General features: G+C 73.5%; 10 protein-coding genes. 2 read left to right on the top strand and 8 right to left on the bottom strand.

The features are described from left to right. Positions 1 to 64 precede the first annotated feature (64 nt). Positions 65 to 1,003: a hypothetical protein gene (locus tag WMF14_RS23610; protein WP_437803854.1), complete on the top strand. Its 939-nt coding sequence runs from the start codon at positions 65 to 67 to the stop codon at positions 1,001 to 1,003. A 15-nt stretch (positions 1,004 to 1,018) separates the two neighbouring features. Here WMF14_RS23610 and WMF14_RS23605 read toward each other — a convergent pair whose 3' ends face one another. From WMF14_RS23605 to WMF14_RS23575, 7 genes are all read right to left on the bottom strand, one after another. Further along, a complete protein-coding gene (locus WMF14_RS23605; RefSeq protein WP_437803852.1) occupies positions 1,019 to 5,170 on the bottom strand; it encodes a PAAR-like domain-containing protein in 4,152 nt (1,383 codons plus the stop codon). A gap of 195 nt (positions 5,171 to 5,365) precedes the next feature. After that, complete coding sequence (locus tag WMF14_RS23600) at positions 5,366 to 7,375, bottom strand: hypothetical protein (RefSeq protein ID WP_437803850.1); 2,010 nt, start codon at positions 7,373 to 7,375, stop codon at positions 5,366 to 5,368. 96 nt (positions 7,376 to 7,471) lie between these two features. Then, positions 7,472 to 8,377 (bottom strand): hypothetical protein, encoded by a 906-nt coding sequence (locus tag WMF14_RS23595; protein WP_437803848.1) that lies wholly within the window; start codon positions 8,375 to 8,377, stop codon positions 7,472 to 7,474. Between the two features lie 511 nt (positions 8,378 to 8,888). Then, positions 8,889 to 9,890, bottom strand: coding sequence for a hypothetical protein (locus tag WMF14_RS23590; RefSeq protein WP_437803847.1), 1,002 nt, complete (start codon positions 9,888 to 9,890; stop codon positions 8,889 to 8,891). Further along, complete coding sequence (mvaD, locus tag WMF14_RS23585) at positions 9,887 to 10,894, bottom strand: diphosphomevalonate decarboxylase (protein WP_272092998.1); 1,008 nt, start codon at positions 10,892 to 10,894, stop codon at positions 9,887 to 9,889. The genes WMF14_RS23590 and mvaD overlap by 4 nt, the downstream gene beginning before the upstream one ends. Continuing rightward, entirely contained in the window at positions 10,891 to 11,877 is a 987-nt protein-coding gene (mvk, locus tag WMF14_RS23580; protein WP_437803844.1) for a mevalonate kinase, read from the bottom strand. Before mvk ends, mvaD begins: the two co-directional genes overlap by 4 nt. Continuing rightward, complete coding sequence (locus WMF14_RS23575) at positions 11,874 to 12,986, bottom strand: polyprenyl synthetase family protein (protein ID WP_437803843.1); 1,113 nt, start codon at positions 12,984 to 12,986, stop codon at positions 11,874 to 11,876. The genes mvk and WMF14_RS23575 overlap by 4 nt, the downstream gene beginning before the upstream one ends. 229 nt (positions 12,987 to 13,215) lie before the next feature. Here WMF14_RS23575 and WMF14_RS23570 point away from each other — a divergent pair, with 229 nt between their 5' ends. After that, complete coding sequence (locus tag WMF14_RS23570) at positions 13,216 to 15,177, top strand: DUF6345 domain-containing protein (protein ID WP_437803841.1); 1,962 nt, start codon at positions 13,216 to 13,218, stop codon at positions 15,175 to 15,177. A gap of 155 nt (positions 15,178 to 15,332) precedes the next feature. Here the strand turns inward: WMF14_RS23570 and WMF14_RS23565 are convergent, their stop codons facing one another. Beyond that, a complete protein-coding gene (locus tag WMF14_RS23565) occupies positions 15,333 to 18,116 on the bottom strand; it encodes a protein kinase domain-containing protein (protein WP_437803839.1) in 2,784 nt (927 codons plus the stop codon). Positions 18,117 to 18,432 lie beyond the last annotated feature (316 nt).

Below are 18,432 nucleotides of genomic sequence, written 5' to 3'. Positions count from 1 at the left end.
GCGCGGCGATGAGAGAGGAGGAGAGCGGTATACTACCCGCCTCCTTCCAGGACCAGAGGACCTCATGCCCACGATGAGCCGCGCGACCGTGCTCGTGCCGTCGCTGTCGTCCCCCGTCGCTCGAGACCAGAGCCTGATCTTCTCGCCGGACTTCCCGCTGGAGGAGCGAGCGGGAGAGGCGTCCGCCGTGCCGCGCGCCGCGGGGTCGCCCTGGTCGGTCGCACGCGTCGGCGCCGCCGCAGAGGCGTTCCGGGAGGTGGCGCAGGAGAGCGCGCGCAGGTTCGGGCCGCTCCCTGAGGGCGCGCTGCCGGAGAGCGCGTCCGGAGACGCCGTCGGGGCGTACGCGTTCTCGTTCGTGCGCCCGTCGTTCGCAGCGCCCTTCGCCAGCCGGCGCGAGGGCGTCCTCTTCGGCGAGCGCGTCCTGCCCGCGTTCGGGCTCTGGAACGACGTCGACGACGCGACGTGGTCGCGGGCCGCAGCGCAGCTGACGGTGCATCGCCACGGCGGCCCTGACGACTTCGTGATCGAGGTGGAGGCCAGGGGTGATGAGCGCGTGGTTGTCGCGCGATGCCCGCAGCCCGAGACGCTCGGGGCCGCCGTCGCGGAGGTCGTCGCGACGGCGCGGAGGCCGAGGGGGTGGCTCGGGAGATGGTTCGGCGTGAAGCCTTTCGACCGGCGCTGCGCGCTGAAGATCCCCCTGCTCGACCTGTGCGCGGCCCGTGTGCACGAAGAGCTCGTCGGCAAGCCGCTCGCGGGCGGGGAGGGGCGCCGGATCGGAGACGCCCGCCATACCGTCTGCTTCCGCCTCGGCTGGGACGCGCTCCCGCCGACCGAGCCCGGGCCGCTCACCCTCGGGCGCGGAGATATGTACGAGCGCTACTTCGTGTGCGACGGCCCGTTCCTCGTCGTCGTCCTGGGCGCGCCGCCGCAGGACGAGGTGCGGCTGGCCGCCTGGATCGGGTCGCCGGAGCCGCTGCAGGGCGCGGCCGCCGGCGCGCCCTGAGCGGCGGGGCGCCCGTCACTGCCCGAACGTGTACCAGCGCGGCTTGATGTCCTTGATCAGGTGCCCGCCGCCGCTGACGTGCAGGCCACCCGGGGCGTTGCCGGACCCGAGTCCCGTCGGCATCCCGCTGACCAGGCCGGAGGCGCCCGCGTTGCCCATCGCCCCGGCGGAGGCCACGCCCGGGACGCCCTTCGCTGTCGCGCCGGACGTGGTCGCTCCGGTCCGGTCCGCGACCGCCTGGGCGACGCTGCGGCCCATGAAGTTCGGCTTCGTCCCGCCGTTGCACGTGACGACCTCGACGCGCGCTCCGGGCATCTTCCCGTTGAACCCGGCGGCGTTCAGCTTGTCCGCGAGCTGCGCCCCCGAGATCTTCTTCCCCCCCCACTCGACGCTGCCCGGCCAGCCGTGGGTGTCGACGACGACATCGGTCTCCCCCTTGAGGCTGCCAGGCACGACCTGGTTCGGCTTGAGGATCGTCGCGCCCGGGTACTTCGCCGCGTACTGCGAGTAGTACGCGTTGTGGAGCTTGGGATCGTTCGAGGCCGTGATGATCGTGAGCAGCCCGAGCGGGTCGATGAAGAGCGTCGGGTTCGGGACGAAGCCGATCTCCTGCAGCGAGCCCGAGACGCCGATGGGATCCGGCGAGATGAACACGCGCAGGTCGGGCGCGTAGTAGCGGTACCGGTTGTAGTGCAGGCCGGTGAGCTCGTCGGCGCGCTGCCCGGCGAAGCGGAGCGCGCCCGGCTCGCCGCGCTTGTGGGCGACCTCGCCCCAGGTGGTCAGGTCGATCTCGGTGATCTCGCCGGCCGCGTCGAGGGTGAGCCACGGCGTCCCCGCGGCGTCGGTCGCCACGAGGCGGAAGCCCGCGCCGCCCTGCGACTCGAGCAGCGGCGTGTGACCTGACGCGTCGAAGACACGGCGCGTGACCTGCCCGCCCGAGGCGCGCTCCTCGACGATGCTGTCGCCGTCCCAGCCGAACCACGTGCTCCCCTGGCCGACGATCTCGGCCACGCGGCGGCCGAGCGCGTCGTAGATGTACTGGACCTTCAGCCCGTCGCCGCGCACGGCCTCGGTCAGGCGATCGTTCTCGTCGAAGGCGTACCGCCACGTGCGCTGCGGATCGGGCGCGTCCCGGCCCGAGAGCCGGCCAAGCCGATCCCAGTACAGGACCTGGTCGCCCGCCGCGCGCGGCCGTCCGCCGGCGCCGACCGATCCTTCGCCGCGCGCGATCGCCGTGCCGTGCGGCGAGTAGGAGAACGCCTCGGTCGCGCCGAGCCCGCGCACCTCCACGGGCCGCCCGTGCGCGTCGAGCTCGTAGCGGCGCTCGCCGCGCTCGCTGTCGATCACGGCGGCCAGCGCCCCGGTCGGGTGCCAGCGGTACGCGCGGGACCGGACGACCTCGCCCGGCGCGCCCTCCACCTGGATCTCCAGGGGGAAGCCCTCGGCGTTGCGCCGGGTCAGGATGGCGCCGGCGCCGCCGTCGCGCCGGCGGGCGCGCTCGCCGTCCTGCTCGTCGCGCTCGAAGACGAAGCGCTCGGCGGCGTCCGGATGGCCGACGCCCATCGCGGCGACCCGCCCGTACGTGTCGTGCTCCAGCGCCACGCGCCAGCCGGACGAGTACCGGCGCCCCACGAGCTGGCCGCCCTCGTCGTAGTCGTAGCTCGTGACGAACTTGAAGCCGCCGCACGTCTGCGTGTCCCGCAGGATCGCGCCGCGCTCGTCGTACGCGAGCTCCGTCGTGCAGGCGCCGTTCGTCGCGCGCGCGACGCGCCCCAGGGCGTCGTACTCGAAGCGCTCGACGAGGCCCGACGAGTACTCCCGCGCGACGACGTTGCCCGCGCCGTCGCGCGAGAGCCGCACGATCGACTCGTCGGGGCGGAGGATCGACACGAGCCGGTCCGCGCCGTCGTACTCGTAGCGGTACTGGAGCCCCGTGAACGTCGTCTCGCGGACGAGGTTGCCGGCGGCGTCGTACTCGAACGAGCGCCGCTCGCCCGCGGCGTTCTGCATCCAGCTCAGCCGGAGGAGCGCGTCGTAGCCCATGGTCCAGCGCGAGCCGTCCGGCAGCACCTGCTCGACGAGCGCGCTGGCCACGTAGCGGTACTGCGCGCGGCCGCCGCCGGGGTACGAGGTCGCCGTGCACAGCCCGAGCCCGTCGAACGCGCGCTCGGTGCGCTGCCCGGTCGGCCCCACGGCGCTGACGATGTTGCCCGAGGAGTCGACCTCGAGCGTGGTCGCCGCGCCGCCGGGCGACTCGATGCGCACGGGCATGCCCAGGAGATCGTAGACGTAGGTCCACACGCGCTCGCCCTGCGCGTACCGAACGAGGTTGCCGTGCGCGTCGTACTCGAGCGTGTCGACGAGGCCGCTCGGGTACGTGATCTTCGTGTTCTTGCCGCGCGCGTCGTACTCGGCCGTCGTCTTGCCGCGCGCGTCCTCGATCTCGACGACGCGCCCCCGGCTGCGCCGCACGGTGGAGCGGTGGCCGTTCGGGGCGATGGTGGTGACGCCCTGTTGCTCTTCGTCCGTCTGGTACCGGACCGTGCCGCCGCCGTCGCTGATGGAGATCAGCTGCCCGGCGAGATCGTGGCGGCGCCGCTGCGTGGTCCCGGCGCCGTCGGTGACGGCGATGAGGCGCCCGACCCCGTCGTACGCGAACAGCATGGCGTAGCCGCGCGGGTCGACGTAGCGCTCGACGAGGCCCAGCGCGTTGCCCTGGTAGCGATGGACGTGGCCGAGCGCGTCCGTCACCGTCGTCTGGTGAGGCTCGGGCCCGTACGCGACGCGCGTGTGGAAGATGCCGCGGGGGCCGCCGGCCACGTGCGCCTCGGGGGCGCCGAGCGCGGCGAGGAGGTCGCCGCCGGGCAGCTCGCCCCACGTCTCGACGCAGCGCCGCTCGCCGCCCACGTCCTGGTACACGAAATGGAAGACGACGCCGTCGGCCCGCGTCTCCGAGCGCAGGTAGTGCTCGTCGTCGTAGCTGAACCGGGTCTCCGCGCCGCCCACGTCGATGACCCGGACGAGGTCGCCCCGCCCGTCGAGCTCGTAGGTCACGAGGCGCCGGCGATGCTCATTGCCGCCTTCGTCGGCGACCGCGACGGACCAGATGCGCAGGTTCCCGTCGCGGGAGACCTCCGCGCGGCGGCCGACCGAGTCCGTGATGGCCACGATCTCGTCCTGATCCCAGTCGATCGTGGCCCTGTTGCCGAAGGCGTCGCGCAGCTCCGAGAGCGCGTACGCCCGCGGATCGGCGGTGGGCCGGAGGACCCGCTCGAGGTCGTCGTCCAGGTCGACGACGATCGCGTCCCCGTCGAGGTGCACCTTCCGGCCGTGGGGGAGGAGCAGCGTTTCACCGGCCCCGGGCAGCCGCATCTCGGTGCGGCGCTGCTGGTCGTCGACGAGGACGAGGCGATCGCCGCTGCGCTCGGCGCGCCAGGCGAGGCTGTGCGACCAGCCCCACCCGAGGCCGCAGCGGTGGCCCACGGCCGAGGTGCTGTAGGTGCGGATCCACTGGACCCAGAGGAACCCGGTGAGCGTGAAGTCGGCTGACGGGATCGTGAACAGCGTCCCGGTCACGACATCGATGGGGTGGCCCGCGGCCGCCTGGCCCTCCGCGCCCGGCGGCGCAGGCGGGCTCGGCGGCCCGGCGCCGCCGTTGCCCCCGCCGCCGCCCCCGCCGCCGTTGCCGCCGCCTTGCGGGCTGCCGCCGCCCGGGCCCCCGGCGCCGCCGCCACCGCCGCCTCCACCGCCGCCGCCCCCGCCTGCGCCGCTCGCGCTGGCGCCGGCGCCGACGGTGATGCTCTTGTTCATCTGGCCCATGCTGCCGGTGATGCCGGCCATGCCGAGCTCGATGATGACGTTCGGCGCGCCGAGCCACGGGAAGCAAGGCCCGCCGGTGTTGAGGCTGACCACCTCCTTGAGCGTGCCCGGCTCGTTGCCGTGGCACGCCTTCATGCAGCCGCCGACCGTGAGGACCTTCGCGCCCTCGATCTTCGTGCGCATGCACGGGTCGATGATCCCCTCGGAGACCGTGCCCATGGTGGGGTAGGGGATGGGCAAGGGGCTGGGCGCGGCCGGGGTCAGACACACGCTCACCGCCATACCGGTCATCTGATGACCGGATTTCTCGGTGATGGTGTCCATGTGGAGGGCAGTGACCTTTCCCATGGTGGGTAAGGATGCTCTCACGCCCCTGAAGGGGTCCGCAACGGCGAGCACGTCCTCAGCGCGCCGCGAGGCGCGACGGCGGGATCAGCGCGTCACGAGGCGGATCAACGCGCGACGAGGTGCACCGGGGGGCGGCTGCGCTGGATGTGCTCGGCCTCGAGCTATCCGAGCTTGCCGCGCTGGGCCGAGGTGCCGCTACGGCAGCCAGCGGCCCACCTCCGCGATCGCGGCGGCAGCGCCGACGATCGCCGCCGAGCCGCCCATCCTGCACAACAGCGGCGCGAAGTCCGTGAGCCCTCCCCAACCGATCAAGAGGCCCTCGAAATCCTGCTGCCAGCGGTTCCCCAGCACATCGCAGAGCACGCGCGCCGCGTCGTCCAGCGCCATCCACGGCGCACATGCGAGCACGGAGCGCAGCGTGTCGTCGTCGCCATGCTGCCAGTAGGCGTCCATGACCTCGGCCACGGCTCGTCCGCGGAGCGCTTCGGGCAGGTTCGGCACGATCGCCGCGAAGGCGGTGACGCGAAGGACGCCCTCCGTCCTGTCCGCCAGGCGCAAGGCTTCTTCCGGCTCAAGCCCCGCACACGCGGCCGCAGCCGCCTGATGAGGACCGGAGAGCAGAGACCCGAACTCGTTGGGAGCGGCATCGCGCAGCCGGCGCGTGAGCTCCGGATCGGCTCCTGTTGGGACGCCGGAGAACGAGGGGATCGGACATGGCACAAGCTCACCGACCTCATCGAGCGCGGCCCGCGCCTCATCCGCCCACGCCTCCACCACCTCGCGTTCGGCCCGGGTCAGGGCGCCCGCCAGCGTGACGAGCGCCACCGCCCGCGCGCGCGCCGCGCCGGTCGGCTTCGCGAGATCCACGCTCGGCTCGCTGTAGGGGTGGGCGCGATCGTCACGCGGTCCGTGCCGGCTCCCCTCCTTGGCGAACAGCGCACCCTCGACGACGGCGCACCGCATGAGTTGGTTCAACGCCGCCGCGCGCTCCGGCTCGGTGGACGCGCCGAGCAACGCGTCTTCCGCGGCCGTGCGCGCGCGGCGCGCGTCCGTGACGAACCCCACGAGCCCTCCTGGTCTTTCCATCCAGGCGGTGAGCCACGCCGGCGAGACCAGATCCATGAAGGCGGACAGCGCAGGCGGTCGCCGCGTCATGTGGGCCCCCAGGTACTCGACGAGGTAAGCAGGCCAGGCGATGGCGCTGCCCTCGGGGGTCCTGGCCGCGCGCAGGGCGGCGAGGCCTCGAGCGACGATGCCGTCTTCGAGGGACGCGATATCCACCGACGCAGCCCAGCGCGCGCGCGTCGCGTCGTCGCGGAAGCGGCAGGTCCCGTCCTCCGCGAGGACCACGAGATCACGCATCGCGCGCGGCGCGCGGTGGAGCGCCGCGAGCGACCCGCTGGACAGCCCGAACGCCGCGATCAAGTCGTCCTTCGATACCGGCGCGAGCGCCGCCGCCAGGGCGTCGAGGCACCGCTCCGCCGCGCGTCCTTCGTCCCGGCTCTCCGCCAGCGTCTCCTGCGCCAGCCCTCGCGCCGCTTCCGCTGCGGCGGCCTCCCCTGGCAGGTGGAGCACGGCGGAGCGCTCCTCCGTCCACTCGAGAGCATCACGCCAGTCCGAGCTCCGGGCGGAGGGCCCTTGCACGTCCACAGACACGAGGATCCGCACCCTGTCGCCGGCTTCATCCAGAAATGGCACCCCCCTGTCAGGCGCCCAGTCCGCCGCGCGCTCGAGCCCGTCGACGATCACGAGCAACACGGGATCTTCCATGTCCAGATCCCACCGCAGCCCTTCTGCGATCGACCACCGGAGCTCGTTGGGGCCCCGTGGCCGAGAGAACGCCGCTGACGACGAGCTGCGAAACAGGCCGAGCAGCACCTTGAGCGCCTCGCGCTCTACCGCTGTCCCGAAGCACGGGCTCACCGGAAGGAAGAGCACCTCTGCGCTGTTCCGCGCCGCCATCGACAAGGCCCATTGCGCGAGCGCCGCGGTGCGCCTCGTCTGATCTGCGCCGACGACGAGCGCGCAGGCCGGCCCTTCCGTGAACCACCTGTCGAACGCCGTCCGGAGATCGGCGTCTCGGTCGGACGCGGATCGTGTAAGGACATCGCCTTCGAGCCATCGCCAGAACTCGGCCAGGCCGGCGTGCGACCGCGCGTACCCGCCGTCCGGTCCGCGCAATCGATCCACGGCACCTGTTCGCATGTGGCCATCCTCGACGGCGCGACGCGAAAGTACAGCGGAGTTTGAGGCGCAGCGCGCGCTCCGTCGCCGCGCGCCAGCGCCGCCGATCCGCGCCCCTCAGCGCACCACGAGGCGCATCGGGGGGCGGCTGTGCTGGATGTGCTCGGCCTCGAGCTCCTCGAGCTCGAACGCCCTGTCCATGTCCATGTCGAGCTCCGCGAGCTCGCGCTGCGTGCTCTCGCCGTTGTCGAGATCGTCGAGCTCGCGCATGAACCGGTCGATCTCCACGCACGTCGCCGGCGAATCGACGGGCGTCATCGACTGCTCGTGCATGAGCTGGATGAGCTCCAGGATGGTGGCGAGCTTCTGCGACACGACCTCGAGCCCGTCGCGGGTCTGGCTCCAGCACTCGGCGCGGCGGTAGGCGATCGTGAGGCGCCGCTCGGACAGCCCGCGGGTCCGCCCCGCGGACGTGCTCCGGACCGCCTCGAGCGAGCGGATCGTGTCCATGAGCTCGCCGTGGTTGGTCATCGCGAGCGACTCCTGGCCGGCCTTGTGCGCGATCGCGAGGCGGATGTAGCTCATGATGAGGCGGCTCAGGCCGAAGCCCTCGTCGAGCAGGGGCGGGATCGCGCCGCCGCGGCGCCGGATGTTCTCGCGGGTGCGATCGATCAGCCGATCGAGCCGCGCGAGCTCCTGCTGGTGCCGGATGTCCATCTGCCGGATGAGCGACTCGCGCGCCCTCGACCAGGCCGCCCGATCCACCTCGTCGAGCTGCGCGTCGATGCTGCGCCGGAAGAACCCCCGCCAGGGGACGACGCACAGGATCACGAGCTCCGCCCCGAGCCCGAGCAGCAGGAGCAGCGGGCTCCAGCCGATGAAGCTCAGGAGGAGCGCGCTCCCCACGACGAGCAGGTTGTACGGGTGGACCAGCACCCGTCCCAGGTACGTGCTCGCGGTGCGCCTCCGCAGCGGTGCGACCTGGACGCCGAACGCTGCCAGCATCGCCCTCGACTCGGCCATGCTGGCGCCAAGCACATCCTCCAATCGGCAAAGCTCTCGATCGCACGTCGTCATGGAGCCCCCCTCCTCACCTGGTCCTGTGGTCCTCGTGCCACCTCACCCCGTTCACCACCCCCCGCGGCCGAACCGCGACCGACGGTCGGCGGTCCGGCGCGCCTGCGCGCGCCCCGCGCCGATGCGTCTCAGCGCGCTGTGAACGCAGGTCACGCCCGCCGAGCCCGCGCTGGCAGCCACCTGCCCGCGGAGCCCGCCTCGGAGGACGCGGCGCTCACCGCGCTCATCGGCCGTCCAGACGGTATCACCATGAAAACTCAAGCTTTCACGGCGGCGCCGCAGCCTCGCCAGCTCCACGAAGTCCATGCTTTCCCTGCTGTTCGCGTCCCGAAGGCCTCATGGGGGACCGCGGTGCGTCGCCCGAGCGCAGCGCCGCGGTCGATCCGGGAGCGAGCAGAGCGGGCTCCGTGCCAAGCGCTCCGGCACCGCGCGGCGCACGATCGACGAGGGGGCGCGCTCAGGCGCGGAGCGGGCGGGCTGCGTCCAGCACGTGGACGCCAGGGGCGCCGAGCGACATCGGCACGCGCTCGAGGCCCGCTTCGCGCGCCGCGGCGAGCCATGCCGTCGAGGGCGGCGCGCCGCCGACGAAGAGGGAGACGTCGCCTCCGCCCGCGCCGCTCGGCGCGAGCGCTGCCCCCTCGGCGGCCGCGGCAGGGCGGAGGCGCCTGAGCGCGGGGGTGACGATCGGCGCGCCCGCGCGGTCGCCGAGCTCGCCGAGCGCGTCGACCTGGCGATCCAGCGCGGCCACGAGCGCGCGGGCGTCCGCGGCCGCGACTGCGGCGCGTGCCCCCTCGGCGGCTGCGCCGAGCAGCGCGCGGTGCGCCTCCGGCTCGCGGGCGGCGAGCGCGCGCACGCGCTCGAGCATGGCGCTCGTGCGCGCCGAGGCGTCGCTGGCGAAGACCTCGATCACGAGCCCGCCCGGCAGGGCGTGCGGCGCCACGTCGAGCTCGCCGCCCGGCCCGAGCCGGCAGCAGAGCACGCCGCCGTAGACGCTCGCCGCGACGTCGACGCCGCTGCCTCCGCCCTGCGCGCGCCGGTGCGCGGCGAGCGCGTCGAGGAAGAGCGCGCGGGGGTCCCACGCGGGCGCGCGCTGGTCCTCGCTGAACGCGCGCGCCGCCCGCGCTTCCGAGGCCGCCGCGGCGCGCGCGGCGAGCGTCGCGACGAGGATGGCGGCGCTCGAGCCGAGGCCCAGCTTGCGGCTCGCCTCGCGGGGCGGCGCGCCCGGGGAGGCCGGAGGCGGCTCCGGCGCCGCCGAGCGGAGCGCGGACGCGTCGAACCACGCCGCCGCGTCGAGCGCGCCGGCGTCGATCGCTGCCTGGACCTCCTCGGTGACGAGCGCGGCGGGCCGCGCCGGGTCGGCGAGGACGTACCGATCGACGGCGGCCACCAGCGCGGGCGCGCCCTCGAGCACGGCGTACGCGCCCGAGAGGACCAGCTTGCCAGGCGCGCGGACGATCACGCGCCCCCGGACGAGGGCGCGAGGCGGGCTCCGCCGCCGGGGACGGCCGTGATGGTGCGGAGGACGCCGGGGACGGCGAGCAGCGCCGCGCCCACGGCGGCCTGCGCCTCGGGCGTCGTGAAGACCTTCACGTGCGGGCCGGCGTCGATGGTGAAGAACGCCGGCGTTCCCTGGGCGCGGAGCCTCCGCACCGCGGCGATCACCTCGACGGTGGCGCCGGTCCAGTAGAGCAGGCCCGGCGAGGCGGCGATGCTCGAGGCGTGCATGCACAGGGCGCTCGCCTCGGCCGCGGCGCCGAGCGCGGCGAGGTCGCGGGCGAGGACCGCGGCGCGGACCGCGTCGAAGAGCGACGGCGCGGCGTCCACCCACGCGGGGAAGTAGGGGCTCGTCATCGCGGTGTGCCGCATGCCGTCGCTGGAGCCCACGTCCTTCGGGCCCTCGCGCGTCACCGCGATCACGACCGCGAGCGGCCAGTGGTCCTCGGGCGCGAGCGGCGTCGCGGCGAGCGCCTCGTCCCCGGGGCGGCCGGCGCGGAGCTCGACGAAGCCGCCGAACGCGGAGCGCGCGGCCGATACCGAGGTCTTCCTGGCGAGATCGCTCACCAGCGCAGGCGCGGTGGGCAGGCCGGCGGCGGCGCTCGCGGCGAGCGCGAGCGCGGCGAACGCCGACGCGCTCGATGCGAGGCCCGCCGCGGTGGGGAAGTCGTTCCGGCTGACGACGCGGGCGCGCTCGCGCCGCCCCGAGGCCGCGCGGACCCGGTCGAGGAGCCCTGCGACCCGGCGCGTCGCCTCCGCGTCCGGCGGCAAGGCCGCGCCGCCGAGGTGGAGCTCGTCGCGATCGAGCGAGGCGTCGAAGGCGACCTCGGTCGTCGTCGCCATCCCGGCGAGCGTCACCGAGAGGCTCGGGACGGCGGGCAGGTTGTGGCCATCGGCCCGCTTGCCCCAGTACTTCGCGAGGGCGATGTTCGGATGGGCGATCGCTGTCGCCCGGCTCACGACGGTCATGCTTGCTCCTGTGGCTCCGTCCTCGTCACGCCCGCCTTCACCCGGGTGACGAAGCCGCTGTACCCCGCGTCGCGCCAGGCGGCGAGCACCCGGTCCGCGGCGACGTTCGACGTCGCGCCGTCGCCTGGCGGCGGGAGCAGCGCGATGACCGAGCCGCCGCCGCCGGCGCCGGTGATCTTGGCGCCGAGCGCGCCGGCCTCGCGCGCGAGCTTGCACAGGGCCTCGATCGCCTCGGTCGAGACGAACATGCCGGCGAGGAGCATCTGGTTCAGGTCCATGAGGCGGCCGAGGCCGACCGCGTCGCCCGCCTCGATCGCGAGGGCCGCGTTCTCGACGAGCGCGGTGATGCCGGCGATGGACGTCGCGGCCAGCGTGGGCTTGCGCTCGAAGAGCCTCGCCACGAGCTCGACCATGCTGCGCGTGGACGACGACACCCCGGTCGAGCCCACGCAGAGCCACAGGTCGTCGCGCGGGGCGATGGAGGTCGCGCCGTGCGCCCGGGTGAAGCGGAAGCAGCCGCCGCGGGCCGCGGCCGTCGTGTCGATGCCCGACGGGTTGCCGTGGAACACGCGCTCCCAGGCGGCCGCGGCGTCGGTGACGGCGGCGGCCGAGGTTTCGGACGCGGTCCGCACGGCGGGCGCGGGCGCGAGCGCGGCCACCGACCGGGCGATCGCGACCCCGAGCGCCGCCGAGCTGCCCAGGCCGCCGCCGGGCGGCAGATCGCTCTCCGCCTCGACGCGCACCGGGCCGACGTCGGGCAGCGCCCCGAGGAGCGCCGCGAACGCCCGCGCGACGTCCTCCTCGGCCGGCGCCGCGCGGAGCTCGCGCCCGCCCAGCCGGAGCGCGCTCGCGCCGGAGCAGCGGGTCGCCCGCGCGCGGGCGCCGCGCTCGATGCCGGCGGCGAGCGCGGGCGCCCCGTACACGACGGCGTGCTCGCCGAGCAGGATGACCTTGCCGGACGCCTCGCCGAGCGCCTCGGTCATGCGCCGGTCCACCGGAGCGCGCTCGCGGCTCCGCACAGGATCTGCCGGGCCGACGCGCTCACCGGCAGCGAGCGCGCGAGGACCTCGGCCTCGCCGCACAGGGCGGAGAGCCGCTCCTCGACGGCGCGCCGCGCGCCGCACGCCTCGAGCGCCAGCGTCGCGGCCGCCACGACGTCGTCGCTCGCGTCCTTGCGGCCGAGCGCGCGCTCGACGGCGCTCCGGCCCGCGGCGTCGAGGCGCCCCTCGGCCGAGGCGAGCACGGCGGTGCGCTTGCCGGCGCGCAGGTCGTTGCCGACCGGCTTGCCGGTCGCGGCGGCGCTCCCGAAGGTGCCGAGGAGGTCGTCGCGCAGCTGGAAGGCGACGCCCACGGGCGCCGCGAACCGCTCGAGCGCCGCCACGGTCTCGGCCGGCGCGCCGGCCAGCGTGGCGCCGAGCGCGAGCGGGCCGCGCACCGTGTAGCTGCCGGTCTTGAGCGCGTGCATCTGCTCGACGTCCTCGGCCCGGCCGACCACGTCGAGGTGCTGCCCGATCACGACGTCCTCGTGCATCTTGCAGAACAGCCGGACGGCCGCGAGCGTCGTCTCCGGCGGCGCGTCCGCGCCCGCGAGCGTGCTCAGCGCGAAGCTCCAGGTGAGGTCGCCCGCGAGGATCGCGGACGAGGCCCCGAGGTGCGGATCGCCGAGCGCCTCGGTCAGCGCGACGTGGACGGTGCGGTCTCCGCGCCGGACGGTATCGCCGTCGATCCAGTCGTCCTGGATGAGCAGGTACGTCTGGAGCAGCTCGAGCGCGACGCCGGCGTCGATCGCGGGGCCGAGCGGCGCGTCCGGCGCGACGCCCTGGTAGGCGGCGATGAGCAGCCCCGCGCGGAACCGCTTGCCGCCGCGCAGCGTGAGGCTCCGCGCCTCGGAGACCATGGCCGCGACCTCGCGGCCGTAGCGCTCCACGGAGGCCGCCTTGTCGCGCCAGCGCTGATCGAGCGCGGCCTCGACGCGGGGGCGGATGGAGGAGAGGAAGTCGAGGAACAGGCGCGCGCCGGGATCCGCCGTTCCTTCGAGCGTCCGATCGCCGGCGCCGGGCGCGCTCTCTCCGTCCTTCGTGTGCGCTGTCATGGAATGCGCGGCAGCCTAGGAGCCGGACGCGAGGCGGTCAATCTCGGCCGAGAGCGCGCGGAGCGCGGAGAGTCGCGCCGCGGAGCGGCGCGGCCGAGGTGGCTTGGGTCGTGCAATGCGTGGTGCTCGCGTCGCGGGCCGCGAGCGCCGCGCGGAGGCTCCCTGCGAGATCGCTCGCGCGGAGTTGCGCGCCGAGCCTCGCCGTCGCCGCAGGGAAAGGGAGACTTTGATGAAGAGATCACCGGATGGGGTGTTGGGCGTCTTTCTCCTCGTGACCCTCGGCGTCGCCGGGTGCAGCGGCCGCGACGCCCGCGAGGATCTCCCGGAGAGCGCCGATCGCGGCGTGCTCCGCGCGGCGTCGCCCGCTGCGGGGTCGCCTGGCAGGGAGGCGCGATCCCTGCCCGCCTACCGCGTGATCGGCGGCGGCGCCGACGTCGCCCGGGCGTCGGCGCTCGCCGGCGCGCTCGGGCTCGCGGAGGATCCTGCGCGGGGAGGCGCCGCCGCGCTCGTGGCCGACGGCGCGATTCGCTACCTCGACGGCGCGCGATTCCAGCGCTTGCCCACGAGGAAGGCCGACGCGCCGCCCGCGCCTGGGTTCCGCGACGAGCGCGGCTTCGCCACGTCGGCGGGCGATGACGCCCTGGATTTCGAGGCGCTCGCGGCGCTGCAGGTTTTGCCGGAGCCGGACGCGGCGGCGCGGGCGTGGGCCGCGCTGGACGCCGCGGGCCTGCCGGTCGGGAGCGAGCTCGCCGTCGGCCACTCGCTGCTCGAGGCGGTCGACGCGGAGGGGCGTTATGTGGCGCGGGCCGAGCTCGACACGCAGGTGAGCTTTCGCGACGAGCTCGAGGGGATCCGGCTGATCGGCCCCGGGGCCAAGGTCCGCGTGACGTTCGACGGCGAGGGCGCCGTGACCCACCTGATCTACGCGCGGCGCGAGCTCGAGCGAGGGGAGGACGTCGCGATCGTCCCGGCCTCCGAGGCCCCCGCGCTGTGCGCCGGCGCGCTGGGCAGCGGCGCGGTCATCGCGGCCGAGCCGGAGCTCGTCTATTACGCGCCGCCGCTGTCCCGCGAGGTACGGCGGATCCTGCCCCATTATGTGTGCAGCGCACGGCGGACCATCGGCGGGGAGGTGGTGGACGTCCGCAAGCGGATCGTGCCGGCCGTTATAGACGCTCCGAGGGCCGAGATCTCTGTGCGTGTGGACGGCGCGACCGCGCTCGCGGAGGCGAGCGTCACCGGAGGTACTGCTCCATACACGTACAGGTGGGTATCGTCGGCGCGCTCGCTCGATGAGCTCGACTCGGTCGGTGAAGGGGGAGAAGGCGGCTCGCAGGTGAAGGTGTCTGGCGTCTCTGGCCTTCGCGGGGAGACGGACACGCTCTCGCTCTATGTCACGGACGCCGACGGTCTTGTCGCGACGGCGTCGCAGCAGCTCTCGTTGGGCCGCGCGGCGACGGGGCTCGACGCGGCGCGCCCGCCGCTCCCGCCGCCGATCGACGACGGCCGCGCGGTGGTCGGCGCCGAGTGGGTCGGGCTCTGCGGCGGCCTCGATCACTCGGCGGCGAACGTGGATGGGCTGCTGAAGGGCTTCCGGGAGGGGGGAATCGAGTCCCGCTTCAACTGGGGCGATCAGCGCGCGTGGGAGGTCGATTTCAAGGATCCGGCGCTGGGCGGCCAGGACGCGTCGTTCGCGGATTCGGTGGACCTCACGTTCTACACGGGGCACGCGAACGGCGTCGGGTTCATGTTCTGCAGCGCGAGGAACGACCGGGTCCTCCATTTCAGCGACGCCCGCTGGGGCAACGCCAACCTGGAGTGGATGGTGGTGGCCGCCTGCGGCCCGCTCCAGGACGACGGCGGCGCGTGGCGCTACCGGTGGGCGGGCGCGTTCGACGGGCTGCACCTCTTGCTCGGCTATGCGACGGAGTCGTTCGACGACACGACCGAAGGATCGAAGTTCGCGCGCTATCTGCTCGACGACGAGAGCCCGGCGCCGGTGCGGCAGGCGTGGGTGACGACGGCGATCGAGGTCCAGCCGGACGACGAGGTGATCTACGCGGTGATGGGGGCGTACGGGCAGGGGTGGACGGTGCCCAACTACGATGACCATTTCTGGGGGAAGGGGCCGGTCGGGCCGGATCTGACGGGGGCGGCGAGGATCGGGTTCTGGCGGATCTCTGGGCCGACCTAGCCCTATTGCGGGAGGTTCGTCGCGGAAAGAGAGGAACCGCCAAGACGCCACAAGACGCCAAGAAACACAGAAAAATCTTGGCGTCTCGCGGCGTCTTGGCGGTTCCATTCTCTCGGGCCTCTCTGCCACTCCCGGCAGCGCGGCGCGGGCTCAGCTCAGTACCCGAGCCACTTCGCATCGAGCTCGATCGAGCAGTGATCGACGAACCGAAACCCGACCCCACCCCCGTCCGCGCCCCCGCCGATCGTGTACACCGACTCGTTCGCTTGCGGCCGATGGTCTTTCGCGCTGAACGAGATGGGCCCCGCCGTCATCCCGTCGAGCACCACGTTCTGGAAGCCCTCGAGCGCGGCCTTCAGGTCCTCTCCGGTCGGGTGCGTGCGGCCGGCGTCGATGGCCCGCTCGACGGCCTCTCGCCACATGAGCGCCGCGGCGTGGCCCTGGACGTAGGGCTGGTCCTGGTACAGCTCCAGCGGGTGGCCATCCTTCTCCCGGTAGGCCCTGTGGATCCGGAGCATCTCCGCCATCCCGCTCGAGTGCTGGGTGTCGCCGTAGACGGGCACGGGGAACAGCCCATAAAAGATCCCCGCGCAGTCGGCCCCGCAGATCGCCAGGGTCCTCTCGCCGATACCCCAGTTGTTCGCCATCACGCGCAGCTGCCAGCGGTTCTTCTCCGGCCCCGGGAACGCCTGCTGGATGAGCTTCTGCGCCGCGGCCGCGCCCTTCCCGACGAAGGACGAGGGGAGGACGCTGTTCCCGGCCCAGAACCAGCTCGTCGGCACATACGACGGGTCCGCCCGCTTCTTCTCGATCTCGCGCTTCACGTAGCCGAGCACCGCGTCGACGATGCGCCCCTCATCCTCGAGGGACGACGTCTGCGGGACGATCAGATCCTCGCCGAGCATCATCCCGGGCAGCTCCTCCACGTAGGCTTTGCCCGCGGCGAGCGGATCGACGCAGTAAAGACACTTGTCGAAGGTGTCGTGCACCATCGCGATGCGCCCGGGGGCGATCTTCCAGGCGGCCTTGATGCCGATGCGGATGGCGGTCGAGTAGTCCGTCGCCGGGAAGAAGATGTAGGGGTATCCAGGGCTCGTCTTGTGCTCTGTCGCGGCGGCGCTCTGGCCGAGCGCGTTGAACTCGGCATGGGAGACGTCCGCCGAGATGGGCACCGGCGTGGCGAGCGAGCCGGCGTACGAGCCGGGAATGATGAGCTTCTTCTCCTCCGTGAGCCTCGGGGCGACACGGGTGGTCGGCCCGGTGCCGAACACGAACAGCGTGGAGACCTCGCTCCACCCGGGCTGCTGCCGCCACGCCTCGATGACCTCCTCCGTCTTGGCGGGGTCGTACTGCGCGTCCTTCATGTCGACGTCGATGGGACAGCCCCGGAGCCCTCCCTGACTGTCGTTGAGGTGACGCAGGTAGTCGTAGATCCCGTAGCTGTAGGGCGGCGAGATGTCGGTGGCCGTCCCTGTGTCGCCCGTCGTGATCCGGACGCGGAGCACCCCGGTGCAGCGAGCGCCGGCGTCCGGCTCGACGAGCACGGCCGCGGCGGAGCCGGCGGCTGGCGCCTGCCCACCAGGGCGGCGCGTCGAGAACGCCGCCGCCGCGACGAGCGCGGCCGCGCCGAGCGCCCCGATCCAGTAGCTGCGCTGCTGAGGCCCGGCGGCCGTGCGGGGGTTCGACCTCAGGCTCGTCGAGTCCGAGGCAGGGCGCCCGGGGCCCGGCGTCCCCGAGGTCCGCTGGCCGAGGTCCTCGTCGAGGGCGATCACGGGCTGAATGCGCCTTCCTTCTGCGCCCTCGAAGTGGCTCACGCGAGAGGGGCGGGGCTCGGCGGGCATGCTCGGGCGGTCCACGCCCTGCGCGCTCTGATCGAGGTACGCCTTGACCTGCCGCTGCATGCTCGCCCGGCGCTCCGCGAACACCGCCAGCATGCTCGCGCCGATCTCGTCGGACCCGACGTCCTCGCCCGCCGCCCGCAGGTAGTCCTCGAGCGCCGCGCGCATCTCCTGCGCGGTCGCGAACCGCTTCGCCGGATCGCGGTCGAGCGCCCGCGCCACGATGGCGTCGAGGGCCGGCGGGATGTCCGGCCGGAGGAGCGAGGGCCGCGGGATCTCGTCCACGGCCGCCAGCTTCCAGAGCGCGCTCACGGCGTCGCCCCCGAAGAGCCGCTCCCGCGTGAGGAGCTCCCAGAGCACGATCCCCGCGACGAAGATGTCGGCCCGCCGATCGGTCGAACCGCTGCCGACGGCCTGCTCCGGCGCCATGTACGAGGTCTTGCCCTTCAGCTTCCCGGTCTCGGTGAGGTCGGTGTTGATCGACGCCTTGGCGATGCCGAAATCGAGCAGCTTCACCGCGCCGTCGTACGTGACGAAGATGTTGTGCGGGGAGACGTCGCGGTGGACGATGCCGAGCGGCGCGCCGTCGTAATCGCGGAGCTCGTGCGCGTAGTGGAGGCCGCTCAAGAGGTCGGCCACGATCCTGACCCAGACGCCGCGCGTGAAGCCTGCGGCGCCCGGCTCCCCCTCGGCCACCGCCCTCATGAGCGCGCTGAGCGGCTGGCCCTCCAGGTACTCCATCACGGTGAAGTAGCCGTCGTCGTCGTGATCGACCTCGTAGGTCTGGACGATGTTGGGATGGTTGAGGCGGGCGGACAGCTTCGCCTCGTCCAGGAACATGGCGACGACCTTCTCGCCGTCTCCGCCCACGCCGCGATGGCGCTTGACAACGACGAGCTTGTTGAAGGACCCCGGCCCCCGCGCGATCGCCAGGAACACGTCCCCCATCCCGCCCCGGCCGAGCTTCGCGATCAGCCGGTACTTGCCCAGGATCGCCGCCTGGGTCGGCTCCGCGTCCGAGGTGTCTTGACCCGTGCCCACCATGTTACCGGCCGTCCCCAGGGACGCGCGATGCTCCGAGCGGACTGGGTATGTGAGCAAAGCCGGTTATCCTTGTCAACGCCTCCGTGGGCTGGATCACGGCAGGCCGCCGGCGTCGTCCGCGTCCTCTTCACCCGCGTCTTCCCGCGTCCAAGCACACGTATCCGCGCGACATGGGAGCTCAGGAGGAAGCTGTTCCTCTCGGAGAAGGGGCGTCACGCCCGGGGGACAGATTTCGGCCGGGTTTCGGGCTGCTCGACGAGCCAGCGCATGGCGCAGGGCTCGCCCCCGGGGCGCACCTCGTGCGCGCAGCCCTGCTGTAGCGATCGGGCTCAGGAAGAATCAGTGCAGCCTCGCGGCCGCATTTCGGCCAGAA

This window comes from Sorangium sp. So ce693 (assembly GCF_051521375.1).
Lineage (GTDB): Bacteria > Myxococcota_A > Polyangia > Polyangiales > Polyangiaceae > Sorangium > Sorangium atrum.
The sequence above is the reverse complement of the archived record's forward strand: the minus strand, read 5'-3'. Positions and strand labels throughout refer to the sequence as shown.